General features: G+C 62.4%; 24 protein-coding genes and 4 pseudogenes. 19 read left to right on the top strand and 9 right to left on the bottom strand.

All coding sequences use genetic code 11. The features are described 5' to 3' along the window. Positions 1-176: 176 nt before the first annotated feature. Entirely contained in the window at positions 177-1,532 is a 1,356-nt protein-coding gene (locus tag OKW26_RS14185; RefSeq protein ID WP_429353992.1) for an MFS transporter, read from the bottom strand. Between the two features lie 317 nt (positions 1,533-1,849). On the opposite strand from OKW26_RS14185, the gene OKW26_RS14180 reads away from it, so the two are divergent. From OKW26_RS14180 to OKW26_RS14170, 3 genes are all read left to right on the top strand, one after another. Beyond that, positions 1,850-2,554, top strand: coding sequence for a Crp/Fnr family transcriptional regulator (locus OKW26_RS14180; protein ID WP_429353991.1), 705 nt, complete (start codon positions 1,850-1,852; stop codon positions 2,552-2,554). Positions 2,555-3,096: 542 nt separating this feature from the next. After that, a complete protein-coding gene (locus OKW26_RS14175; RefSeq protein WP_429353990.1) occupies positions 3,097-5,232 on the top strand; it encodes a DUF6351 family protein in 2,136 nt (711 codons plus the stop codon). 144 nt (positions 5,233-5,376) lie between these two features. Then, on the top strand, positions 5,377-6,072 hold the full coding sequence (locus OKW26_RS14170) for a LamG domain-containing protein (protein WP_429353989.1): 696 nt from the start codon (positions 5,377-5,379) through the stop codon (positions 6,070-6,072). 74 nt (positions 6,073-6,146) lie between these two features. On the opposite strand, the pseudogene OKW26_RS14165 reads toward OKW26_RS14170, so the two are convergent. Then, positions 6,147-6,296 (bottom strand): annotated as a pseudogene (locus OKW26_RS14165) (IS6 family transposase); the annotation flags it as partial. Positions 6,297-6,486: 190 nt separating this feature from the next. Between OKW26_RS14165 and OKW26_RS14160 the strand changes: the two are divergent. Then, positions 6,487-7,507: pseudogene (locus OKW26_RS14160) on the top strand (IS110 family transposase). 939 nt (positions 7,508-8,446) lie between these two features. Here the strand turns inward: OKW26_RS14160 and OKW26_RS14155 are convergent. Then, positions 8,447-8,734, bottom strand: a complete 288-nt coding sequence (locus OKW26_RS14155; RefSeq protein WP_184050748.1) for a helix-turn-helix domain-containing protein — start codon at positions 8,732-8,734, stop codon at positions 8,447-8,449. A 605-nt stretch (positions 8,735-9,339) separates the two neighbouring features. On the opposite strand from OKW26_RS14155, the gene OKW26_RS14150 reads away from it, so the two are divergent. The 7 genes from OKW26_RS14150 to OKW26_RS14120 all read left to right on the top strand — a co-directional run bounded on the left by OKW26_RS14150 (position 9,340) and on the right by OKW26_RS14120 (position 13,837). After that, entirely contained in the window at positions 9,340-9,654 is a 315-nt protein-coding gene (locus OKW26_RS14150; RefSeq protein WP_429353988.1) for a hypothetical protein, read from the top strand. A gap of 178 nt (positions 9,655-9,832) precedes the next feature. Beyond that, on the top strand, positions 9,833-10,147 hold the full coding sequence (locus OKW26_RS14145; RefSeq protein ID WP_429353573.1) for a hypothetical protein: 315 nt from the start codon (positions 9,833-9,835) through the stop codon (positions 10,145-10,147). 5 nt (positions 10,148-10,152) lie between these two features. Next, the gene (locus OKW26_RS14140; protein WP_429353574.1) at positions 10,153-10,677 is read left to right on the top strand and encodes a hypothetical protein; all 525 of its coding nucleotides are present in this window, start codon (positions 10,153-10,155) and stop codon (positions 10,675-10,677) included. Positions 10,678-10,757: 80 nt separating this feature from the next. Next, positions 10,758-11,879: a helix-turn-helix domain-containing protein gene (locus OKW26_RS14135; protein ID WP_429353987.1), complete on the top strand. Its 1,122-nt coding sequence runs from the start codon at positions 10,758-10,760 to the stop codon at positions 11,877-11,879. A gap of 254 nt (positions 11,880-12,133) precedes the next feature. Further along, positions 12,134-12,571: a hypothetical protein gene (locus OKW26_RS14130; protein WP_429353986.1), complete on the top strand. Its 438-nt coding sequence runs from the start codon at positions 12,134-12,136 to the stop codon at positions 12,569-12,571. Positions 12,572-13,243: 672 nt separating this feature from the next. After that, positions 13,244-13,495, top strand: a complete 252-nt coding sequence (locus OKW26_RS14125) for a hypothetical protein (protein ID WP_429353985.1) — start codon at positions 13,244-13,246, stop codon at positions 13,493-13,495. A 3-nt stretch (positions 13,496-13,498) separates the two neighbouring features. Then, positions 13,499-13,837, top strand: a complete 339-nt coding sequence (locus tag OKW26_RS14120) for a hypothetical protein (RefSeq protein WP_429353577.1) — start codon at positions 13,499-13,501, stop codon at positions 13,835-13,837. A 576-nt stretch (positions 13,838-14,413) separates the two neighbouring features. Here OKW26_RS14120 and OKW26_RS14115 read toward each other — a convergent pair. Both OKW26_RS14115 and OKW26_RS14110 read right to left on the bottom strand, forming a co-directional pair. Next, complete coding sequence (locus OKW26_RS14115; RefSeq protein WP_429353984.1) at positions 14,414-15,172, bottom strand: SDR family oxidoreductase; 759 nt, start codon at positions 15,170-15,172, stop codon at positions 14,414-14,416. Positions 15,173-15,253: 81 nt separating this feature from the next. Then, positions 15,254-16,003, bottom strand: a complete 750-nt coding sequence (locus OKW26_RS14110) for an SDR family oxidoreductase (protein ID WP_429353983.1) — start codon at positions 16,001-16,003, stop codon at positions 15,254-15,256. Between the two features lie 94 nt (positions 16,004-16,097). On the opposite strand from OKW26_RS14110, the pseudogene OKW26_RS14105 reads away from it, so the two are divergent. Further along, positions 16,098-16,664 (top strand): annotated as a pseudogene (locus OKW26_RS14105) (cupin domain-containing protein); the annotation flags it as partial. 31 nt (positions 16,665-16,695) lie between these two features. Here OKW26_RS14105 and OKW26_RS14100 read toward each other — a convergent pair. Further along, positions 16,696-18,263, bottom strand: a protein-coding gene (locus tag OKW26_RS14100) for an IS3 family transposase (RefSeq protein WP_429353101.1) whose coding sequence is annotated in 2 segments (ribosomal slippage) — positions 16,696-17,825 and positions 17,825-18,263 — 1,569 coding nt in all. Because the reading frame shifts where the segments join, the coding sequence is not laid out codon by codon here. Between the two features lie 64 nt (positions 18,264-18,327). Here OKW26_RS14100 and OKW26_RS14095 point away from each other — a divergent pair. The 3 genes and pseudogenes from OKW26_RS14095 to OKW26_RS14085 all read left to right on the top strand — a co-directional run. Next, positions 18,328-18,684: pseudogene (locus OKW26_RS14095) on the top strand (helix-turn-helix transcriptional regulator); the annotation flags it as partial. 274 nt (positions 18,685-18,958) lie between these two features. Then, entirely contained in the window at positions 18,959-19,246 is a 288-nt protein-coding gene (locus OKW26_RS14090; protein ID WP_429353982.1) for a hypothetical protein, read from the top strand. Positions 19,247-19,292: 46 nt separating this feature from the next. Then, positions 19,293-19,598: a hypothetical protein gene (locus OKW26_RS14085; RefSeq protein ID WP_429332940.1), complete on the top strand. Its 306-nt coding sequence runs from the start codon at positions 19,293-19,295 to the stop codon at positions 19,596-19,598. A gap of 134 nt (positions 19,599-19,732) precedes the next feature. Here OKW26_RS14085 and OKW26_RS14080 read toward each other — a convergent pair whose 3' ends face one another. Further along, positions 19,733-19,933 (bottom strand): hypothetical protein, encoded by a 201-nt coding sequence (locus OKW26_RS14080; RefSeq protein WP_187613839.1) that lies wholly within the window; start codon positions 19,931-19,933, stop codon positions 19,733-19,735. 54 nt (positions 19,934-19,987) lie between these two features. On the opposite strand from OKW26_RS14080, the gene OKW26_RS14075 reads away from it, so the two are divergent. After that, the gene (locus OKW26_RS14075; RefSeq protein WP_429332941.1) at positions 19,988-20,500 is read left to right on the top strand and encodes a hypothetical protein; all 513 of its coding nucleotides are present in this window, start codon (positions 19,988-19,990) and stop codon (positions 20,498-20,500) included. A 178-nt stretch (positions 20,501-20,678) separates the two neighbouring features. Further along, positions 20,679-21,296 (top strand): hypothetical protein, encoded by a 618-nt coding sequence (locus OKW26_RS14070; RefSeq protein ID WP_187613841.1) that lies wholly within the window; start codon positions 20,679-20,681, stop codon positions 21,294-21,296. A 67-nt stretch (positions 21,297-21,363) separates the two neighbouring features. Here the strand turns inward: OKW26_RS14070 and OKW26_RS14065 are convergent, their stop codons facing one another. Further along, complete coding sequence (locus tag OKW26_RS14065; RefSeq protein ID WP_222944983.1) at positions 21,364-21,528, bottom strand: hypothetical protein; 165 nt, start codon at positions 21,526-21,528, stop codon at positions 21,364-21,366. Between the two features lie 603 nt (positions 21,529-22,131). Then, on the bottom strand, positions 22,132-22,380 hold the full coding sequence (locus tag OKW26_RS14060; protein ID WP_429353981.1) for a hypothetical protein: 249 nt from the start codon (positions 22,378-22,380) through the stop codon (positions 22,132-22,134). On the opposite strand from OKW26_RS14060, the gene OKW26_RS14055 reads away from it, so the two are divergent. Both OKW26_RS14055 and OKW26_RS14050 read left to right on the top strand, forming a co-directional pair. Further along, complete coding sequence (locus OKW26_RS14055) at positions 22,379-22,885, top strand: reverse transcriptase domain-containing protein (RefSeq protein ID WP_429332943.1); 507 nt, start codon at positions 22,379-22,381, stop codon at positions 22,883-22,885. The genes OKW26_RS14060 and OKW26_RS14055 overlap by 2 nt on opposite strands. A 59-nt stretch (positions 22,886-22,944) precedes the next feature. Further along, on the top strand, positions 22,945-24,084 hold the full coding sequence (locus OKW26_RS14050; protein ID WP_187638697.1) for a patatin-like phospholipase family protein: 1,140 nt from the start codon (positions 22,945-22,947) through the stop codon (positions 24,082-24,084). Positions 24,085-24,162 lie beyond the last annotated feature (78 nt).

Here is a 24,162-nt window from a genome sequence, read left to right as displayed (position 1 = left end):
GTCAATTATCGTCCTGTCCGCAAACACCAGCGAGACGCACGCCGGGCACGCGGCCGATGGCGGCCTGGATCATGAGGTCGTCGGCGCTGCGCCCGAGCGGCCAGCCATTGGCCGACGTCACGGGCATCAATAGGGCTGCGCTGATCGGTTTCTTGAGATTTCGGTTGGAGGCGCGCTCAGTGCACGGGATCCACGGGCGTTGCGCCGACGCGCAGGGCAGCCTTGGGCACCGCCAGCAGGACCGTTAGTCCGCCGATGCAGATCACCACCGTCATCGCCAGCAGGCCGGCGCTCATGCTGCCGGTGGCGGTCTTGATAGAGCCGATGAGGGTCGGGCTGGCGAAGCCGCCGAGGATGCCGATCGAGCTGATCACCGCGATTCCGGTGGCGGCGGCTTCACGGCTGAGGTAGGTCGGCGGGATAGACCAGAACAGCGCGCAGGAGAAGATGAAGAAGGCTGCAATGCACAGCAGGATCATCGAAGGCACGAACGCGCCCGCCGTGAAGGTGGTGGCGTATAGCGCGAGCGATCCGATGATCAGCGTGCTGGCCACGTGCCAGCGGCGCTCCTTGAAGTGGTCCGAGCTGCGGCTCATCAGCAGGATGCCGAGGGCACCGAAGGCGAACGGGATCGCCGTGTACCAGCCGACGGACGAAACGTCAGCGACGCCCAAGGCCTTGACCATCGTCGGCAGCCAGAAGGTGAGCGTGTACACGGCGCAGGCGCAGGTGAAGTAGATGAAGGCGAGCAGCCAGGTCTTCGGGTCGGCGAGCGCCGCCTTCAGCTTGCCGTGGTGATGGGGTTGCGGGTCACCGCCGCGGTCGGCTTCCATCACCTGCGTGACGACGGCCTTCTCGCGTTCGTCGAGCCATTTCGCCTGCTCGGGTTTGTCTGTCAGCAACAGGTAGACGATGACGCCGATCAGTGCGGTGGGGACGCCTTCGAGCACGAACACCCACTGCCAGCCGTGCCAGCCGCCCACGCCATCGAAGGACTTCAGAATCCAGCCTGACAGCGGCCCGCCGATGACGCCGGTGATCGGCATGCCGAACAGGAACAGTCCCCTGACGCGGCCGCGCCTGGCGCTAGGATACCAGTACGTGAGGTACAGGATGATGCCGGGAAAGAAGCCGGCCTCGAACACACCCAGCAGCAGGCGGACGAGGTAAAACTGCGTCGGCGAGGTCACCCAGGCGGTGGCCGCCGAGGTCAGGCCCCACAGCACCATGATGCGCAGGAATGACAGACGCGCCCCGATCTTCTCGAGCCACAGGTTGCTTGGCACCTCGAATATCAGGTAGGTGAAGAAAAAGATGCCAGCACCCAGCCCGTAGACGGCATCAGAGAAGTGAAGGCCCTGCTGCATCGTCAGCTTGGCGTAGCCGACGTTGATGCGATCCAGGAACGCCATGATGTAGGCGACCAGGATGACGGGAACCACACGCCAGTTAATCTTGGACCAGACGGCGTCCTGCTCGGATCGAGATGCGACCGTTGCAGCCGGGCGCAGGGACAGCGTGGGGTTGCTCATGGGAGTGTCTCCTCGGGGTCGTGGGCTCAAGTGAAGCAGTGCTTCAGTTGCGGATACTGAAAGGCTCGGACAGCGCGCTGTGCGCGGACGCACCGGCCGCCGGCAACAGTCCGCTGACTGATGCAGGCCATGCCTGCAGTGATCAGCACGGGCTTGCCTGAAGGCCGAGCTCCATGTCGTCGTCTCCTGTGGTGCCTGCGGGTCTCTACGAGGCCCTCATCAGGTCGTCGTGGGGTATTCTTCTAGAACATCCGCCTGGACACAGTTGCGCGGAATACAAAGCAGCCAAGGGTTTCCACTAGACATGGGGGAGTCGATTGAGCCATCCCGAGCGTGCGTTGGGATTTGCGACGCTGGAAAACCTGCTCGTCGATTCGCCTTGGTTTTCTAACCTGGCCGACGACGTGCAGTTGCGCGTGCGCGCGGAGATGTGGGAACAGCCAGTCAGGGCCGGCGTCGCGTTATTGAGACGGGGCGAATCGCCGAATCACTGGTATGGCGTTATCAGTGGTCTTTTGAAGTGGTCCACCACTACCGCAGACGGCCTTTCGATCACCTTCGGTGGCATGTCACCCGGAAGCTGGTTCGGCGAAGGCACTCTGTGGCGCGGCCTGCCGCGCCCTGCCGACGTAATCGCGCTGCAACCTAGCGTGGTGGCCGTCATGCCGGGCGATACCTTCCATTGGCTTTGCGAGACCCAGATGGTCTTTGCCCACTTCCTCATCCAGCAACTCACCGAACGCATGTACTGGTTCATGGAAGGTTGGGGCGCTTACCGCATGCTTGACGTTGAAGGCCAGGTCAGGCGCGCCCTGGCCGGGCTGTTTCATCCGTGGCTTTACCCGCATGGCCCACGGCATCTCGCGGTGTCGCAGGAAGAAATTGCAAGCTTGGCTGGCGTTTCCCGGCCACGTTGCAATCGTGCGCTCAAGCAACTGGAGGAGCTTGGCCTGGTGAAGCTTGAATACGGTGGGCTGACGGTGCTCGACCTTGAAGGCTTGCGCCTTTCCGTCGGCGCATAAAAGCAGCGGGCGAGTTCGAGCGTTGGCAGGTTGTAGTACAACCGGTCAATCTCTGCACGCCGACCGCCTGCTGCTCGGCTTTGCAATGGTTGCTCTGCAATCGAAAGCCGGTATTCAGAGTAGCGAGCGAGAAGCTTGCTCCCACGCCGGTGCTTGCCAATGACACATCGGTGAAGATCTTCCCCGCGATCCCATCGAGGCCAACCCGCGCTAACAAGCCCGAAGGGCGCGTGGGGCGCTTCCTGCCATTGCTGACATCGAGCCTGTTCAGCTTTGCCTTAGGTCACAACGCGAAGAAGAGTCCGTGGACTCTACCGTAGCCCCCTGTGGGCAGGGTGGCTCCCACATGGCGCCCGCGATGGGCCGGGCAAGCACGCGACATTTCAGGGTTTGCGAGCATCGCGATTGTCGCGCCAGGCACAGTGACGTTTTCCTCTGGGTGCTCAAATGACCGCAGGTGTGGCGCTCGAACAGGCGGCATCAATTGGCAATCTACCAATATCCATCCCTCGCCATCAGGTCATGGGACGCAGGAGACGAACTTGGAACTGGCGAAAGGACGAGCTTTGAAGGGCGCACTTGGCTTGGTGCTGGCATTGTCGCTGGGGGCCTGCGGCGGAGGCAGCGACAATTCGCCGACGGGCGTGGTCACCGTGCAGACGCTGTCGAGTCGCCCCGACGTGGTCTCTGGTGGCGACGCGCTCATTCAGGTGCAGCTAGCTGCGGGCGACGTCAATCCTGCGGACCTCAGCGTGACGGCTGCCGGCAACGGCCTGACCTCATCGCTAAAGCCGGTAGCTGACGGCAGCCTGGTTGGCCTGGTGAGCGGATTCCCCGACGGCAACTCGGACATCATGGTCAAGAGCAAGGCCACGGGCCTAACACTAGGCCAATTGGTGATCGTCAATCACAGCATCAACGGCCCGAACTTCGCAGGCCCTAAGGACACCATCTTCGGGTGCGAAACGACCGCCTGGGGCCTGGCGGCCCCGACGGGGGCGGACTGCACCGCACCGACGGTGGTGACATACCAATACCGATCGAGCGCTGGCACCTTCAAGCCGTATCCCACCATCGGGGCGCCGCCCACGGACCTCTCGACCACCACCGTCAATGGCGTGAAGGTCGACTACGTCGTGCGACTTGAGACCGGTGTCATCGATCGCGCGGTCTACCAGATCGCGTTCCTGAACAAACCGGGCCAAGCGATTCCCACACCTGCCACCTCGGCCGGTTACGCGAGCTGGAATCAGCGACTCGTCTACTCATTCGGCGGGGGCTGTGGGGGCGGCCACCACCAGGGAACGTCCAACGGCGGCGTGGTGGACGACCAATTCCTTTCCAAAGGCTATGCCGTGGCCTCGTCGTCGCAGAACGTGCTCGGCGTGCAGTGCAACGACGTCCGCTCAGCCGAAGTAGTGTCGATGGTCAAGGAGCACTTCATCAAGGAGTTCGGTCCTCCGATATTCACGATCGGTTCGGGCGGCTCCGGTGGCGCAATGTCGCAGCATCTGATCGCGACCAACTACCCCGGACTTCTTGACGGCCTCTTGCCCTCGCTCAGCTTTCCAGACACGCTCACCGAGGTGAACATGACGTTGGATTGCTCGGTGCTCCAACATTATTTCGCGAGCAGTGCCCTGACGTGGACAGACACGCAAAAGCAGGCGGTCGCGGGGTTCGCCACGTGGGGGGCGTGCAGTGGAATCGCCGGTGCGGCTGCCGGCGGGGTTGGTGGGTTGGCGCAGATCATGGTCAATCCGATCCTCGGGTGCGACGCGTCCGTTCCGTCCAAGTATGACCCGTCGACGAATCCGTCTGGCGCGCGGTGCACCTATCAGGACAACCTGATCAACGTCTTCGGCACGGATCCGGCGACCGGCTTCGCGCGCCGCCCCTTCGACGATGTGGGCGTGCAATACGGCCTGGCAGCACTCAAGTCGGGGAGCATCTCTGCCGATCAGTTCATCGAACTGAACCAGAAGGTGGGTGGCTATGACATCAACGGCAACATGGTCGCTGCGCGCACCGTCGGGGATCCCGCCGCGGTGTCGGTCGCATACACAAGCGGCCGCGTCACTGACGGTGTGCAGTTGGGGAGCATCCCGATCATCGACCATCGCCCTTATGCGGACCTTGTGCCCGTTCTCGCTGGCGTGCATGACATCCTGCGTTCGTACGTCATGCGAGCTCGTCTGATCCGCGCGAATGGTGACGCAAACAACCAGGTCATCCTTGTTTACGGCTCAAGCAGCACAAGCGCAGCAGCCGGGTATGCACTCGACCAGATGAACATGTGGCTGACCGCCATCCATGCGGACAAAAGCAACACCACCGCTGCCGCGAAGGTGCGAGCGAACAGGCCCGCCGACCTTAAGGACGCATGTTGGGATGCTGCCGGGAACAGGGTCGAGCAGACATCGCCGGACGGGACCGGCACCGGCACGTGCTCCAAGCTTTATCCCTTGCATTCAGATCCGCGTTCTGTCGCCGGCATGCCGATCACCCACGACATCCTGAAGTGCGCGCTGAAACCCCTCGACCCCGCCGACTACGGCACGTCGCTCACGCCTGCGCAATTCACCACGCTGCGATCCGTTTTCCCCACAGGCGTGTGCGATTACACCAAGCCCGGTCAGGGGCAAGCCAAGGTTTCGTCCACTTGGGTAAAGTACTGATGCTGCTGGACTCGCCGTCGCAGGCTCCCCGAGTCGCGGTTTTCACGGCAGCGGGCGAAGCTCGCCGATCGCTAAATTGCGAGCGGCATCGTTGATCCGTCGACGTACACGGACAATCCGGCAGCGGGTACGTGGTATCACGTCGTGAGCGCGCAGACAACATCGGGCGAAAGCGCGAATTCGTCAGAGGCCGTCGCGGTGATTGCGGTGCAACTGCATACGTATCTGACGTCTAACGAAACAACTGGCTCGAGCGCCGCCGACGCGACGGGCAACGGTCATACGGGATCGCTCGTCGGCGGCGCAACGCATGTGGTGGGCAGAGCCGGTAACGCAGCGTCGCTTGACGGTTCAAGCGGCTACGTCAGCCTTCTCAACAACGTTGTCGCCGATGTGTCAGACTTCACTATCGCCGCCTGGGTTTTCTGGAACGGCGGTAAGGCATGGACCCGCATCTTCGATTTCGGCGCAGGTACGGGGCGCTACCTGTTCCTCACGCCGAAAAACGCGGGCGGCGTCACGCGCTTCGCGATTACGACCAATGGCGATCACGGCGAGCGCGGCATCAATGGCAATGCCGCGCTGCCAACAGGACAATGGGCACACGTGGCCGTAACCCTATCGGGCACAACCGCGACGCTGAATCTGAACGGCAGTGTGATTGGCAGCGCAACCGGTGTTGTCTGTACGCCGTGGCGCGTCGGTCCCACCGCACAGAACTGGCTTGGACGATCGCAGTATGCCGCCGACCCGTTCTTCAGCGGATCGATCGACGAGTTCCGCATCTATCGCGGCGTAATGTCGGCCGATCAGATTACGGCGCTTGTGCAGGGTACGTAGCCTGAGCAGGCTGTGATTCAGGAGACCGCGCCACGAGCCGTATTTGCCCACCGGCAATGCGCCACTGGCGAAGCAGTTTCGTAGCTGACGATAACCCCGCGCTCGAATAGCAGCTCTTCGATATCACGTAGGCTGAGCTGAAACCTGAAATACTAGCTGACAGCGGAACTGATGATCGCCGCTGGAAAGCGATGATCATGGTAAAGCGATTTTTCATTCTTCATCGCGCGATCTTACGCGACCATATCAGCAACGCGACAGTGCCGCTTGACGCTATCTCCAACACTCATTTGAATGAAATGAACGCCCCCACCCAGTCGGCCCGCGTATGCGATCGACTGCCATGCGGCACTTCTGTCAACTCGAAAAGTGGTTGATCATACTTATCTGTTCAACCGAACCAAGGGATCTGTCATGGCACATGCGATCGTGGGTGTGGACATCGCAAAGAACGTAATGCAGGTTCACTGGGTGGATCCGGATAGCGGCGAAATCGTGAACCGGCCGATCAAGCGAGCGGCGTTTCTCGAATACTTTGCCAATCGCAGGCCGTGCCTCATCGGCATGGAGTCGTGCGGCGGATCACAGCATTGGGCCCGACGGCTGATCGAAATGGGGCATCGGGTGAAGCTGATGCCCGCGAAGTTCGTCAAGGCGTTTAACATCCGCAATAAGAATGATGCGGCCGACGCGCGGGCGATCTGGATGGCCACCCAGATGGATTGCAGGGAAGTTGCCGTGAAAAGTGAAGCGCAACAGGCCATTCTTGCACTGCATCGTATGCGTCAACAGCTGGTCAAGTTTCGCACCATGCAAACGAACAGTCTTCGCGGCTTGCTAAGCGAGTACGGCGAGGTGATGTGAGTAGGGAGGGCCGCGCTGGACAAGGCAATGGTCGGAGTTCTGGAAAGATTGTCAGGACGCTTGCCTGCGATACTGATCGATACGCTGCGAGAGCAATGGAAAGGTCTGGATGAGGCGGACCGCCAGATCGGCCAGATCGAGCGTCGGATGCGGGAGTGGTTGAAAAATGATCAGGCGGCCAAGGCAATCGCGGCGATCCCCGGCGTGGGACTGATTACCGCAACAGCCGCGGTGGCAACAATGGGGGCATGCCAAGGCCTTCAAGTCTGGCCGTGAGTTTGCGGCCTGGCTAGGACTTGTGCCGGGACAGACGGGTTCCGGCGGCACCATCAAGTTACAGGGAATTAGTAAGCGAGGTGACACGTATCTCCGAACTCTGCTGGTTCACGGCGCGCGGAGCATCATCTATCGCGCGAAAGAGCCAGGTCTCTGGGTCGAACAGATGAAACAGCGACGCCCATTGAACGTCGTCATCGTCGCAATGGCTAACAAGCTTGCCCGAATAATCTGGGCGGTGCTGGCGCATCAACAGCCCTACCGGAAGGATTACGTCAGCCCCACGCCAGCCTGATTTCATCGGTCTGCTGGGAGAGATTCTTGTTTCAAGGGATGGAACGTCAAAAGTTGCGGCGGCATTCGAGTGTAATGACAAATCGGGCGGGACCCGGGATTCACCAAACCTGCTTTTATGTCTGAGCTTCACAAGCTCGTGATTTGAATGAGGCGTGAGTCAGCGGATTTCATAGGGGCCGGCAGCGAAGCGGAAGCTGCAAAGAGGCCGGATGTAGAGCTGCAGCCCATCCTATTCGTCAAGTCCTCGAACATCTGGCGCAAACGGGGGCGTTCATGTAGACATAAAAGAAATGAGCAAAATTTTGACATGCTCGGATCATTCGCAGTCCTATTCGGTTAGACGTGCCCGGCTTCAGAGTTTCGGACGTGTGGTACCTATAGCTCGTCTGCTTGGATGTCAGTGCGAACGTCACTGACCTCGGTGGTCAGGCAATTGTTAATTGCCACTGCGCCGGCCTGAGGCACGGGTTCTTCTGTTGCGCCAGCCCCAGAATGATTCGTTTCCGCGTGCGCGAGTCATGCGTTGCTGACCTCACCGAAACGCGCCGATCGTTGTTGGCCTGCGTCCATCTCGGTAGCCCGGCCGGAGGCACTTGACGCCGGACTGCTGCGGTCGACGGTTTTTTCGGGCGGCAGTAGGCGTAGGCGCGTTTCAAAAATTTGCTGGGCGAAGGCGTTTTCGAACGCGGGTATTCGTTTGAAGAATCCTGCCCTTATCTCGGAAAACCCGGCTCAGCGTTTTTGATACGGGCGCGGGCTGCCTGCGCGCCCGTGCGCCCGTGCGCCCGTGCGCCGGCCTCGGGGGCATATGGCTCCCGAGTGTTCCGGTAAATCACAAGGATTTCAGCGGATTTCGCCCGAGTGGACCGAAGCGTTACCGTCCGCTCGAAGCGGCGTCCGTCATGAGAAGTCCCCTTGGGGAGGCAGCGCACTGTCTCTACTTCTCACTGGCGATGGCCAGCAAGCGGCTGCGCAGCAAAGCGGTCGTCCGTTCCACCTCTTTGGGCGTCAGCCGTTCCATGTAAGCCGCCGTCAGAAGGGTTAGCGGATGGACACCCAGCACGTCTGCAAGTTGCTCGATCTTCCCCAATGTTGGAGATTTCAGACCCCGCTCGACCGTACTGATGTAAGTGCGGCTGGATACCAGTCCGAAATCTTCCTGTGTCACTTCAGCGATCTGCCTGAGTTGTTTCAGTGCTTTGCCGAAAGCGGCGTTGGAACGCATGCAAGTCCTCCTGATAAAGGACCTGATGAACTCATTGAGAGCGCTAAAGGGCTACAATCTATAGTGTTCATTTGCTATCATTCGGGCCACCCTGGGCGGGCAGGTCAGAGGTACCGCCTTGCGGTGCCTGACTCCGCGAGATATCTCTGGTCGATCTCTGTTTGAAGCGGTCAGCCAGATCCCGATCGGGGAGGCCGAGGCCAACACACATGCAGGGCGAGGAATCTGCGTGCCGTTTGCACGGGCCGACAACGCATTGGAGGCAGATAGATGCACCGGAGGCGGCCTGCGCAGCGATGTCGGGCCGACATCCAAATGCAATCGTGGTTCGGCGGGTTTTGGAAGCAGCGAGATGTTCCCTGAGAATGTTGGATTGTCTTCAGGGTGCCGACATGGTCATCGAGCGGTTAGTTAAGATAGAAAGCGTTTGAGGTAGCGGCTGTATGTTTGTGACAAGTGAAATTAACCGTGTGCCTCCGTCCAACGTGCCTTTCGGCGGGTTGCCCGGCAGGGGTGTATGGTCAGCGGTTCAGCAACTGTTACCGCGGGACGTCCTGATTCTCAGGGTGTCGCGGGCGCGCTCGCGGGCCGTCCCGACGATCGTGATGCTGGACCTGCCCGCAACCGCTGCGACGCTCGAACAGTTCGTCGGAGGGGATGTCGTCCTGCGTGACGCGGCCGTACTGAGCACGAGGCGCGCACGGGAGGACGAACAGTGGACACTCGAACCGCTTTGCGAAATCCGGGTGGGGGCGACCGAGTACGAACATCGTGGAACGGGCAAGCAGTTGCTCACGGTGACCCGGTTCACGACGGCAGCGGGGCGCACCTTGTCGGTGCCGTACGCCTTGGCGACGCAGCCCGCGCGTGGCAGGCGGCTCTGGCGCGCGAAGGCGCCAGCCGCACCGGCCCGCGCCTGATCCTCGCAGTGGATGCGCGTCCGGACGTGGCTTCGGGCATTGCCATTGAGGAGCCGGGCATGCGACCGCGCTTGCGGGGAGACGCAACGTAGGGAAGCGGGCTGGCGGTGATAATCCGCTTATTATCGCGGCCAGCGCGCCACCGGCGCACCGGCTGCGGCTTCAAACAGGGATCGGTATGAGCAGACGCAAGCGGGCGATCGAGCTTCCCGACGAAACCTCCGAAACACTGCGCGCGCGGCTGCGGCGCTTCGTGCGTGCGACCCGCGACGACGTAACCGGGGCCGTGCCGATCCCGTTTCCCGCACACGTGACGGTGCTTGCCGGGCCGCTGCGGCGGATCCGCGGCGCGCGCGAACACCGCATGGTGCCCGTGCCGGAGGTGCGGGCCGGGTCAGACGCGCGCAGGGAAGACGGCGACAAAACCCGATCAGCCCCGGGCGGGTTCGCGCTGGATGACACGGGGCGAGCCGACGGCCAAATGACGACGTAACGGACATGACGGATACACACTTTCACGGCGCATTGCGCTGGCCACTGCCGGCTGAACCCGAGCCGCAGGCCGGCTGGAACAACCGGTATTTCCTCGACACGGAATTCACCGACTTCCGGCAGTGCCAGCTGCTCAGTCTCGCCCTCGTGGGGGAGAACGGGTACGAGTTCTACGGCGAGCGGACCGATTTCGATCCGGCGCTGTGCAGCGACTTTGTCCGCGCCGTGGTACTGCCGCAGCTCGGCCAGTCCGAGGGGCGCGCGATGCCGTTTGCAGCGCTGCGCGAGGCACTGCGCGCATGGCTCATGGCGGTGCCGGGCGACTCCGGGCCGGTGCTGTGCTACGACTACGAGACGGACCTGGCCCTGTTGCGGTTCCTGCTGGGCGGCCCGCTGCCGCGTGGCTGGCGGCTCGAGAACATCGCAGGCACGCGCAACCCGGAGCGACGCGCCGCCTACTACGCGCGCCACGGCGGCGAGCACCATGCGCTGCATGACGCGCGCGCCAATGCCTATGCGTGCACCGGTTGAAGCCGGGCGGCTGCCGGCCGGGCGAGCGTCCGGTCTCCGGACGTGCGGACGCATTTCTTCGCTCAAACATAAACAGCCTCATGAAGGGGATCAGGATGGCCGGGATGCGTGTGTGGATTCCACGATCCGACGTACCGCGGATGGCACAGCGCCTGCGGGACCGACGCAAGGCGTCAGCGATGACACAGGGCGATCTCGCGGTCAGGGTGGGAGTGGCAAGAGTGACCCTGGTGCGCAGGGAGAAGGGAAGGTGGCCGCGCACCGTCGCAGCCGCCACCGTGAACGCACTGGAGGCGGCCCTGCAGGTGCCGCCGGGTTGGCTGCTCGGTCCCGGGACGCAACCGTTGCCGGACCCCGGGTCGCCTGCGGCGGATGCCGCCGCCCGCGCAGACGGCGATCCCCAGTCACGGATCCCCGCCGCCCGGTGCCGCGAGATCGGCCCCCACGCGCGGCGGCTGCGCAGTGAACTGGGCCTGTGCGTTGCGGAGGTGGCGCGCGCCTGTCATGTGTCCCGTCCCACGCTGTTGCAGTGGGAACAGGGGACGTTTCCGAAGGCGCTCACCGTGGCGCGTCTTCGCACCTGGGAGCGCGCCCTGCTGCTCGCGCCCGGGCAACTGCTGGCGCCGCCGGCGTCGCATCCCGGGGTAGGCGATGGCCGCTGGCGCGTGACGATCGGCACTGGAACGCTCGAGGCTGCCATCCATCGCGTCGCGGCGTGCCTCGCCACCCGCGGACGCAACCTGCTCCAACTGGAGCAGCCGCTCGATGCAAAGGCCGCGCGCGATGCCGACCTGCTGGCCCACCGCTATGGGGTGGGCGCGCATCGGCGGCCACTGGTCGACCTCGCCGTCTCATACGGGATCGATCCGTCGCACGCCCGCCAGACCGTGGCGCGCGTGGTCGCGCGGGCGCCCGGGTTCGCCTTCAGGATTCCGGTGCTGGATGACATGCTGGCGGTGGGCGCGGCGGGCTTTTCGTTCACGACCGCGGTTGCCGATGGTCGCATGCGTGACCTGCTGGGGCCGTCGCTGTCCATGGAGCACGCTGCGGCATTCGCCGGCGAAATACTGTCCCGGCGGATCACCGGTGCGGATCCTGGCAAGGCGGTGGCCGGCACCCGCAGGCCGGCGAAAGCGGCGAACCCTTCGCTGGCCGCGAACGTCGTCTGTGTTGCGAAGGAACATCGCCTCGACAGGTCGTAAGCGGCGCAAAGGGGCGTAGCCAGCGTCGCGCCCGGCCGGCGGGGTATCGCGGAAGGAGAACGCGAAAGCCATCGAAAGCGACAACGCTTGCGTGGCGCAGCAGGGGCTTCCACTCGACGGCTACTGGAAGTTCTGAGGGGGTGTTCTGCTGTCCGGGCGGAGCCACCGGGACGACCTGATTTGCAGGGGGTCCTCGGCCCGATGCGCGCCCGCGGAACTGCGGCACCGGATGACAAGATCACAAGGAAAGGCGAATGCTTCGGATCACCATTGAATTGCTGCCCGGTGGACGGGAAGACGGAAAGCGGATCATCGCGACGGCGGACATCGCGCGCGTGAGTGGCGGCGCACTCGCGGACTACAGGGTGGCCCTGGCCGATGCGGTGCTCCGGCAGGTCGGCGAGCGGGCCACGGTGCGCGGCTATCCGAGATGGGCGGGCAGCGTATGGGATCTCGTTGCGCGCTGTGTTGCCGCTGCACTGAATCAGGGCCGCGAAGCCCTGCCACCGCGACCCGCGCCACCGCAGGTGACGGTTCACATGAATGACGCCGGCTACCGTTACGTGCGTCTGGATGAGATTCCCGAGCCGGCCAGAACGTACTTCGACAGGAAGCTGGCCGGTTCGGGCATTCCTGACCACGGCTGTGCTTTCGCGCACGACTGGTTCGACTTTCTCAACGGCCAGCGCTGATGCGAGAGCGGTGCACCGTGCTTTTTAGCAGGTTGCAGCCTCGCGCACGACATGTCGATCAGATCGAACCGGCCGTCGCCGCACCCGACACCCCACAGGGAGAAAACCGTTGGGATGGCATCCAGATCATCAGCGACTGTCGGGTTGACGTCGAAGATGAGCGGGTATTTTGCCCGCAGGATGCCTGACAGTTCTCACGCACCGTTCTCGCTCCCATTCCTGTACCTCCATTGCAGCACCGGGATCGATCGTCCCATCGTGAAAGGCTCTCCGGAACCCGAGTGCGGTGCACGGTCAGTGATGGGCGATGATGGCGTTCTGGAATGCGCTGTAAATTTTATAAGCGTCAGGCAGCACGGCCGCCCGGCCAACCTGCTTCTCGCCAGACACCCTATACGCCGGGCATCGGAGATTGCGACAATGGCGCTCCCTGAAGCATATTGCGGTTATCGACTCGAGTCTGTCATGGCCGCATGCAGATCGGCTGCTTCATCCGGAAGAAGGGATAAGGCTGGACCACCTGCGAACCTGTCTGGCCAACCGGGATCGCATGATGAACAGTGAAATGAGAGGCGGCTGTCAGTGACGCCGCGGACCGCATCCAGTATCTGCAGCGATTGGCCGCCGACAATCAGGGCATCGGCGAAACGCTCGCAAAAGGGACAGGGATTCATGAGTACCAGGAACCACATCAAGTATCAGGCGAAAGAGGGTGATCAGCCCGGCTGGGATCTCTACACCGAGATTTTTGAGCCGGAGGACGTCGTGTATCTCGAGCTCAACGGAGTAGCCGCTGAAGTCACGATGCTCGGCAACATGGAGCGAGGCCCGGGCACGGTGCTGTTGCGCCTGCCGGTCGACACCGCGAAGCAGCTTGGTCTCGTGCCGCCGGAGTGGGAAAATTCAGACTGGGGAAAAGGATAGGTCATGCGCGAATACCGGGACAGGACGGTGCAGGAGGTCGCGGCATGCACATGCGACCGCTGCGGCCGGCGCATGACGCCGGTTGACGATCAGTGGGAGTGGTACGAAAAGATGTCGCTCGATTGGCGTGGCGGCTTTGGCTCGATTTTCGGCGACGGCGCCCATGTGAGCCTTGACCTTTGCCAGCAGTGTGTCCGCGATACGCTGGGGCGTTGGCTTCGCGTCGATCCGCCGTCCGGACCGGATGGCTCAATGCAAGCCCTGAAGGGCGTCGTGCCCCGACCCAATGCGCCGGTATCTGTCGACAGGATGAATCCCTGGGAATTTCACGAGCGCGACTAGAGGGCTTACCGCCCCATGCGGCTCCGCGCGTCGCTCAGACTGCCGATCATGGATTGCCGTTTCTCATGGGGCATCCCGAACTCACCGTCGCGACACTCAGGCGGCTCGTTACCTTCGGATGAACAGGTTAGCCTTATCGCTGAACGAGTCTTGTCGACCGCATCGCCGCCGGTGCGACGTTGGGAGTTCAAGCGCAGGTAACAAGATGGACCGGTCGTTCATGACGGCGCCTCAGAGGCAGCAGCTCGGCCTGAGCCGTCATTCGAGCATCGGTGCCGGTCAGACGGGTATGGGGCGCTTTCCTGTCGTTCACAGGTCGGTGGTCGCGAATGACTCGTCCCGCGGAAAGCGAATGAGTACTTGCGACCCCGAGCCGCCGCTCGAACTCGCGCCACAGCAACGGCTGCTTCCGAGGTGCAACTGCCAGTCGCCTCATCGAATTTGCCGAGTGGCCGGTCAGCTGACATCAATCCGATGACGGCAAAACGCAAAGCAGTGACCGATTGTTCAGGCGAACGGCCGATTTGCATTCGCCCTGGCCTAATCCATCAATCCCTTCGACCGCCTGCGACTCCCTCACCACGGGATCGTTTCATTCTCCCAGCGCGTGAACGTCCCTGTTGGGCTGTCCGGGCCCAGCAGCGCGACGCGTACCGCTTCGCGAGCGCCTTCCTCGACGGTCTCGGTGCCCGAATAGCCGTTGAGGTTCGTTTTGGTAAAGCCCGGGGAGACAGCGTTGACCTTGATCCCGTGCGGTTCCAGCTCGATCGCCATGGCGACCGTCAATGCGTTGAGAGCCGTTTTGGACGCCGGATAGACGGGGCCGAAGATCGCACGGTAGGCGAAGGCCGGGTCCGAGTTCGTCGTTAGCGACCCAACGCCGCTCGACACGTTGACGATGCGGGCGCCCGGCGTCGCGCGCAGATGCGGCAGCATCGCCTGATAAACGGCGAGCACGCCGAACACGTTGGTGTCCCACACCGCGCGCATTTCATCGGGGGATACGTTGCCCGGGCGGGTCGTCTTCGCGTACTCCTCGACGGACTGACCGGACCGCTTTTTCGTGTTCGAAATGGCGGCGTTCTGGATGAGCACGTCGAGGCGACCGAACTCGTTGCTTACGCGCTCCGCCGCGGCGGTGACCGACGCCTGATCCGTCACGTCGAGCTGGAGCGCGTGGCCGTCCGGCCCCACCTCCTTGGCCGCAGCCTCGCCGCGCTCGAGATTGCGCGATCCGACCAGCACAGTGAAGCCGTGTGCCGCGAGATCCTTGGCGATCTGAAGGCCGATGCCTTGATTGGCCCCGGTGACCAGGGCGACGGGTTTGTCCTGCATGGCAATCTCCTTGTGTTGCGCTGTAGCGCGCAAAAGCCAGTTCCGTTTTTCAGTTCAGCTCAGGGCGATGCCGCTGGCTGGTTAGTGAGCCTCGGCCGCCCAGGCTTCGGCGTCGGCGCCGGCCGGAATGCGCATCGGCGCCGACGGATCGGTCGCTGCGCGCCACACCGCTTCGGCGACGTCGTGCGCCCGGGTGATCGGGGCAGACGTATCGAGGACCCGCGCGAAAACCTCCTTGACCAGATCGGTATAGGCTTCGTGGTCGAGGCCGCTCATGTGCGCGCGCGCGTTGTCTCCGAAGCGGGTGTCGGGCGCACGTCCCGGCAGCACCAGGCGCGCCCGTATGCCGAACTGCTCGAGCTCCAGCGCCATCGACTCGGTGAATGCGTTCACCGCCGCCTTGCTCGCACGGTATGCGGCAATCAGGGGCAGGGCCTTCAGCGTCACGCTCGATGTGACATTCACGATCACACCGGCCCTGCGCTGGCGGAATTGGGGCAGCACCGCTTGCGTCAATGCGATCGTGCCGAAGGTGTTGGTTTCAAAAATTTCACGCACCGTCGTGATCGGGATGAGCTCGACCGGGGCGGCCGCGCCAAACCCCGCGTTGTTGACGAGGACGTCGATCGGCCCTGTGGCCTCGACAGTCGCACGAATGCTGTCCGGGTTCGTGACGTCGAGCGCGAGCACGCGCAGACTGTCGGCTGGCGGCAGCACATCCGCACGCGGCGTGCGCATCGTGGCGATGACCTGCCAGTCGCGCGCGAGGAAGTAACGGGCGATCTCAAGGCCGAATCCGGAAGAGCAGCCGGTGATCAGTACGGTTTTCATGGGGACTCCTGTGGGCAAGGTGTCCGTACGATAGATCGCCAAGGTCGTACCCGCTACAATCGATCATCCGAATTTCATTTGCAGGAGTCCGGCGATGATCGACCCGTTGGCCGAAGTCGTGACGCTGCTGCAGCCCGGCGCCCGATTCTCCAAGCTCGTCCACGGCGCGAGTCCGTGGCGCGTCAGCCGCTCGGACGCGGGCCAGCCGTTCTATTGCGTGATCCTGGAGGGCGGCTGCCGCATCGCGATCGACGGACATGAGCCCATCGAGCTCCTGTCGGGCGACTTTGTCCTGATTCCCGCGGCCTACGGTGTGGCGATGTCGAGTTTGGAGCCGCCACCGCCGGGCGTCGAGACGCGGCCGCCCGTCGCGCTGGGCAACGGCGAATTCAGAATCGGCAACCCCGATCGCCCCATCGACGCGCGCATGGTGGCGGGCCACTGCAGCTTCGGCTCACCGGATGCATCGCTGCTGGTCTCGCTGCTCCCGCGACTCGTGCATGTGCGCGGCGAACAGCGGCTGGCCACGCTCGTGCAACTGGTCCGAGAGGAAACACGCGAGCAGCGGCCCGCGCGCGAGGTCGTGATCGCACGACTGCTGGAAGTGCTGCTCATCGAAGCGCTGCGGTCCGCGGCACAGACCAATGCGTCGCCGGGCCTGGCGGCGCGCGTCAAGCAAGTTGTCGCCTCACTCATGCAGCCAGAGGCTGTTTATTTGCGCTGATCGACGCCATCTCGACGACTGAGTCGCGTTCGGGGTTAAGCGTCACGGCACCAACCGGTGTCCAGTTGCGCGTGTGGCGCGACCAGCGGGCCGGATTGCGCTCGCGGGCCCTCTCGTACAGTGCATGCCGAGCGGCGAGAAGCGCACGATCGTCACCGGCGTGACGCTGCGCAGGCGTCACGTAGCGGATGCCACTATGACGATGCTCGAAGTTGTACCACTGCACGAAGCCGGCAGCCCAGGTGCGAGCAGCGTTCAGGTCCTCGAAGCCTGTGACCGGAAACTCCGGCCGGTACTTCGCGGTTCGGAACAGCGCCTCGGCATAGGCGTTGTCGTCGCTGACCCGGGGGCGCGAGTACGACGGCTTGATGCCCAGCCAGTGCAGCATCGCCAGCACGGTAGTGGCCTTCAGCGTCGCCCCGTTATCGCCGTGCAGCACCGGCCGGGCCTCAAGGGCGGCAATGCCTTCGGAGAGCGCCGTACGACGTACGAGATGAGCAGCGTGTTCGGCCGCGTCGCTGTCGTGCACCTCCCAGCCGACAATCTTGCGGCTGTACAGGTCCAGAATCAGGTACAGGTGGAACCATCGCCCTGTGACCGTTGCCGGCAAATAGGTCATGTCCCAGCACCACACCTGGCGCGGCGCGGTTGCAACGTGCGTGGTCGGCGGCCGGCCGCTCGAAGGAGTTCTGGCACGGCCACGGCGCCTCATCTGCCCATGCTCGCGCAGCACGCGTGCAAAGGTCGATTCGCTGGCGATATACACGCCTTCGTCAGCCAGCATCGGCACGATGCGCGCCGGTGGCATGTCGGCAAAGCGCGGCTCGCTGGCTACGCGCAGCACGTTTTCCCGCTCCTGCGGGCTCAAGGTGTGCGCGGGCAGCAGGCGCATCGCGCCGGGCCTGGCGTCGCCAGTGACGAGCCCTTGATTGGCCCTCCAGCGCTGCAGGGTACGCACGTCGATTCCGGCCACCTCGCAGGCCAGGCGCAACCGTGCGCCAGCCAGTCTTGCCGAATCGATTTCCCGGGCCAGGAACTGGCGATCTTCGAGGCCGATCATTCGTCCTCGCCCTTGTCCGTGTTGAAGATCGCCCCGAGTTTTTTTGAAAGAACCAGCAATGCGGCTGCCTCGGCCAGTGCTTTCTCCTTGCGCCGCAGTTCGCGTTCCAGTTCCTTGATGCGACGCTGGTCCTGCTTCGTCTGCTGTGGACTCGCACGGGCCTCTTCGGGCTCGGCCAGCGCCTGCGTGGCCGCTTGCCGCCACTGCGCCAGTTCCTGCGGATACACGCCATGCTCGCGGCACCACGCATTGCGGGCCGTCTCGTCCATCGCTGCCGTGCTCAACACCGCTTCGAAACGCGCGGCCGCTGTCCATGCCCGCTCGCGAGCGGGCCTGGACAGCGCATCACTGCGCCAGCGCTCCAGCGTCTGCGCGCCCACACCGATCTCTCGCGCAACCTCTTCCACTGATGCGCTCTCCGGCGGCAGCAACCGCGCCACTGCTCTGTCCTTGAATGTCTTTCCGTAACGCGCCAACTTGTTCTCTCTTTATCGCCCCCAGATTCCAATTTTATCCAGGCGACAACCATTGTGACGCGGGGGGCTGGTGCGCGGGCTTTCCGACGGCCGCCTCGCGGCCGCGATCCGCGGGATGCACGAACATCCGACACGCGCTTGGACAGTTGCTGAACTCGCGAAGGAGGCCGCGCTCTCGCGCTCGACCTTTTTCCAGCGCTTCGGCCGCACGGTCGGCATTGCGCCGATGGAATACCTGCTCGCTTGGCGCATGGCGCTCGCGAAGGACCTGCTGCGTCGCAATGACGGCCGCATCGCCGAGATTGCGCAGCGCATCGGCTACAGTTCAGCCAGCACCTTCAGCGTCGCCTTCACGCGGCACGTCGGTCGGCCGCCCACGCAGTATGCGCGCGAGGTGCAGGCGGTCGCGAACGGCGCATGAGGCGGCTCAAATCGGCTGTTCTCAGATGTGGACGCGCGTCCCTATGCGATCCGCACTCACCAAGAATGTCCGTTATCGAGACCGCTACAGCCCATCGAATGTCTGGCGTCTACGGCCGATGTATGACCGCAGGTGGCCGAACTGAGCCGCGTCGCTCCGCGCATCACGCACGCGAGTTCCGACGAAAACGACTTCGTGTCCCTGACTGAATCCAAAGGCCCATCCTCCAATCTCCTTTGAATTGCAACAGGCTATCTATTGGGCCGTTGAGGCTATGGAAGCTGTCACGACGGCGGAAGCCATGGACCGTCAGGAACAACTTAGACAGCACCTTTCACATTTATCCGCCAGAGAAATAGCGAAGGCGTTAGCTGAAAAAGAAGGGTTCGCCGCCAAGGAGCGGAAGCGGAAATCACAACTATTGCTTGAAAAACGCCATGCCGCCATGAAAAAAATTGAACGTTTGGTAATCGCTGAGTGGTCACGCGACCCAAGCGCATTCCCTTCCGCGTCGAAAGCCCTCCGTCGTACGCAGGTTTTTCAATCTAGGCTCCGAGCATAAATTCGTATCGACCCGTCCAATCCCGGACGATTTCCACGTCGATACAATGAAAACGAAGAAAGCTAAAAAACCCCTCTCTGACTTCGACACGCTGCCGAACGCGGCTGGCGTGTCCGTTGAAGTCGTTGCTGCGCTTTTTGATTGCAGCAATTCCACGGTTTGGAATCGCACCAAACGGGGCGATCTGCGTCGCGGCGACCTGTTCGAACTGCTCGTTCGCGAAGGCTGGCTGTATCGCACGAGCGACGACAGATGGCGCGCAACGGCGCAGGCGCTCACGGACGGAGTTGCTCTGATGCGCGGACCTTCTTCAATCGCGTGGCCGCAACTGACGCCCGATGGCCCGGGCTGAAATCTCGCGCCGCCTCGCTCATGGGTGAATTTCATGCGACAGACCTGATCCCCTGAATTCGTAACTCAGCCTCGCAGTGAGCAGTGCTGTGATATCTGCGAAACGGCCCGTACTGGCGGGCCGCCAAGCGCGTGCTACAGGCCGCTGACGTCGGCGTGGGCGTGTACATGGAGCCGGTTTGGGCGGACAGATACGCTGCTGTTGAATAAAAACATAGCGGGGACAACCTCTTCATGCAGCTCTAGAACCTTTTTGTACTTGCCCTCGTTATGTTCGTTTTCCAACACAACAAAACAGGCTTTTTCCAAGGTGCATACTAAAAACATATGGCCCATCTATCATCTTCCTTGCACTATCAAAAAACGACAAGACCCTACGAGAGACCTACCGTGAGCAAGTTCGCAAAACTGTTGAAGTTGGTTGTGTCCGCAACGAAGCGCCCGGAATTGCCGGAAGACCATACGGGGAGTCAGGCTTCAATGGCCGCGCAGCGCGCCACGGGCCAGGCCGAAGCAGATATGCAGGACGCGTTGAAGGCCGCGGCAACGGAAAGGAATGGCGCGTGCGACCGGCTGCTGAAGTTCCTTGGCCGCGCCTTTGGTTCAAGAACTGACCCGATGGCTACCCGACGCGCCCAACGGGTCGCAGTCAAGGCCGTGGCTTTCATGTCGAAGAACGAGGCGCTGTTCGCCACGATTGCCGACGCGGAAGCCAGAGCGTTCGACGCCCTCACCCGTACGTATGGCTCAATCGCGCTCGAATACCCGACAGACAAGCAGCTTGACGAACTGTACGGCCTGGCACTGCGCCATGGCAGTCCAACGGCTCGCACGGACGATGAATCGACAGCCGCATATAAGAAATCGAGCTGGCCAGATTCGCGAAGCTTTGTCGAGCAGTAGCCGCCACGCTCACCAGCCGGATTGACGCCTTGAACGGTCGAGTCGGCAAGCCGTTAAATGCAACCGTCGGCACAGTGGGCTCTGGTCGGAAAATGGAACGCCGCGACCCCCAAAGACGATCACCCACCGCCTGCCAGGAGTCGGTCGGCGAGACCCTCAAAAGGAAGTGAGGCCCGTCATGAACATGCTAACCATCACCGCTCGCCAGCTCTTGTTGTATAGCCACACCCTCGCCTTCGCCTTCGCCATCGTGCGCGTGTTGCGGGAAGACGTGGCGCTGCTCACAGCTCGGCGCATTGATGCCGTCAGACTGGAAACCACCGGACGTACCATTGCAGGGTTGCTCGGCCTGCTCTGGATAACGGGCGTCGCTATGATCCTGCTTGGCACCGGCTTACACGTGGCTGTGCTGGTCTCCAAGCCGAAGCTGGCTGCAAAGCTGACAGTGGTATGCCTGCTGACGGCGAACGGCTTGCTGCTGCATCGAGTCGCGTTTCCGATGCTGACCACACCGCAGCGTCGCCCACGTCGGGCGGCGACGATATGCGTCTTGTTGGGGGCCATCAGTTCGGTGTCGTGGCTCTATGCGTCTTTTGTAGGCGTGGCGCGCCTTATCGCCCCGGCGATGTCCTATACGGGCTTCCTAGCCTTGTACGGGGTGGGGCTGGTGGGCGGGATCGGGACTGCGTTGGCGGTGGCGCGGCCGCGTGTGGAGCGGCTATTGGCTCCGTTGTCCGGCGGGGACGTGGTTGTCGGTTCGGCGCCAGCCGGACGATTGAGCTTGCCGCCTTTTTAGCGCAACCCCGAAATAGCGCCGCACGCAACGCCATCCGGTCGTTCAAGTCGAGCGCGGGCTTGGCGACCTACGTCTCAAGTTCCTGCCGGCGATCAACCAGACGCGCGGTGAATTCCGGCGAGAGTTGCGCGCCGATCACGTAGCTGTCACGCTTGCCGATGCGGTCGTCGGCAACCGTCTGCCGACGACCATCGGCCCCGAGGAAAGACGTTTCCCCCAACGGTGGAAGCATGATTGCACCACGATCCGCCAACCTCTCGATCGCACGCTTACGATTCTTTAACGATTGTTGATGGTTATTTGCGGGCGCAATAGCTGTTGCACCCTTTTCTGTCGTCAGTCGGGCCCTTTATGCCGCCGTTTGCACCCTTTGCGACGGGTGCAATTTCTGCACCCTTTAGCCAATCTGCAATACGGAACGGACTGTGGGGCGTGTTGCCATTCGGTCGACAGCAATCCGGGCGCACATGCATGTCGGTCAAGTCGCATGATTATTTGCGCATTTTCGACTTCGACATTGCCCGCCAAACGCTTGCTGGTTGAGGCATACAGGAACTCGGTACGATTTAAAACGAAGAGTTTGACCGGAATTTTCATGCACGGAGCGCGCGTGTCACGTTCAGACCGTCGAGGCAACCACGCCGGTTTGCAATTTTGATTACTGAAGTTGGAAAACGCTCAGCCGTGTCACGTTCGACGGGTGTGAGTATTGGGCCTTCTCAACCCGAATCGAAGACTTCCAATGAGCAAGCTTTCTCAAATCGTGTCACCCGATGCAGACCTCGCAGAGCAGCGCAACTTTTTCGATGCGGTGAAAAGCAACGCCTGCGTTCGTCTAGCGCTCAAGATATCCGCAATGCGTGCAGCGCTTGCCGAGGCGGACGGCGCACGTGGCGTCCTCGCTGAGCACGCGGCGCGCGGCGTCGTCGGCGAAGTCGCGCTTTGCGAGAGTCTGGCCGCCGAGGTGTCGGCACTGAGCGGGATCGTGTCCGAGGCTCAGGTGGCGAATGCTGCATGCGACAAGTTCATCGCGGACGCGCGTAGCCGGTTCACCCATCTCACCACTGCTGGCAAACGTGTACATGCGCCGGTTTGTGCTGGCATGGAAGAAGCTCGGACTTCAGCGCACGCTTGGCAGTCGAATCGTGACCTACGCGGACGATCTGGTGATCCTGTGCAAGCGAGGCAAGGCCGAAGAGGCCATACTGCAACTGCGCGCAATCATGGGCAAGCTGAAGCTGACGGTCAACGAGGAGAAGACACAAATCTGCAAGGTTCCGGAAGGGGAATTCGACTTCCTGGGTTACACGTTTGGGCGGATGTACTCAGCAACGACTGGCCAGGCCCGTATGGGCATGCGTCCGTCGAAGAAGAGTATTCGGCGCATGGTTGAGAAAGTCCATGCGCTACCGGAGGTTGAGCGCGCTTGGTCGCCAGATGAAATGGAGGTCAGCGTGCGTCGATCGCCTACACTTGCTAATGGCATTCGGGTCCCATCGTCGCACGCCGTCACGCAACGCCAAGGAAACAGGATCGCATCCTGGCAATCGATTCGCGCTCGCCCCGCGCACCGCTACCCCCAACTGTGAAACTGCGCGTGGGGCGCCTTACTCAGGTCGCGCTACCGAAAAGATCAGCGAGGCAATCGATGAGAGTGAACCCCCCAGCGCGCACAGAGTTGCCCGGGCAAGTCGTACTCGTCTTTCAGGGTGGCGGGGCGTTGGGCGCGTATCAGCTTGGTGTCTATCAGGCGATGGACGAAGCGGGCATACAGCCGGATTGGGTGATCGGCACCTCCATTGGCGCGATCAACGCAGCCTTGATCGCCGGGAATCCACCGGAGCGCCGATATCGACGGCTGGAGGAATTCTGGAACCAGGTGACCGATCGCACCCGCCTGGACGTGCCTGCTGCCTGGCCTGGCTGGGACAAAATCTTTGCAAAATGGATGATCATCGGCGGCGGCATCGAGGGATTCTTCCAGCCCAATCCGGCATCCTGGCTCGGACCGCTCGCCCGGCTCGGCGTGGATCGAGCGTCGTATTACCTGATTGCGCCGTTGCGCGATACGCTTTGTTCGCTGGTCGACTTCGATCTGCTGAACGCCGGGCATCCGCGACTGACCGTGGGCGCAGTTCACGCCTGCACGGGCGCGATGCGCTACTTCGACTCGCGCGACCAACGGCTGAATGCCTCGCACATCATGAGCTCGGGCGCGCTGCCACCCGCGTTCCCGGCCGTGCGGATTGACGGAGAGCCGTATTGGGACGGCGGCGTTTATTCCAACACCCCGGTCGAGGTGGTGCTGGACGACAAGCCCCGCAAGAGTTCGGTCATCTTCTCGGTACAGGTATGGAACCCGATCGGCCCTGAGCCGGAAAGCATATGGCAGATCTCGGAACGGCAAAAGGACATCCAGTACGCCAGTCGCACCGACAGTCACATCGCGCGTCAGCAGCAGATACACCGTCTCCGCCATGTGATCCGCGAACTGGTTAAGCGCTTGCCGGAAGCCGAGCGCGCCTCGTCCGAAGTTCAGGAGCTTGCCGCCTGGGGGTGCCAGACCACCATGCGTATGATCAAACTTGCTGCACCCCGCCTGGACGGGGACGACCAGTTGAAGGATATCGATTTCACCCCAGCCGGCATTGTTTCCCGACAGCGCGCGGGCTATGAAGCAGCAATGCGGGCCATTGCCGCGCGCCCGTGGGACGCACCGATGGACCCAGTAGAAGGATTGACCGTCTACAGCGCGGATGAAGACGTAACAGGTGAAAGACGCGTTTGACGCCTGCCCGAATAAGGACCCGTCGCCGTTGACCGAATGATGCGATTGATGAAATTCCCGGTGGCCGGTGATGGCGTA

Source organism: Paraburkholderia sp. 32, assembly GCF_050435345.1.
GTDB lineage: Bacteria > Pseudomonadota > Gammaproteobacteria > Burkholderiales > Burkholderiaceae > Paraburkholderia > Paraburkholderia tuberum.
This window is presented reverse-complemented; position numbering and strand designations above follow the sequence as displayed.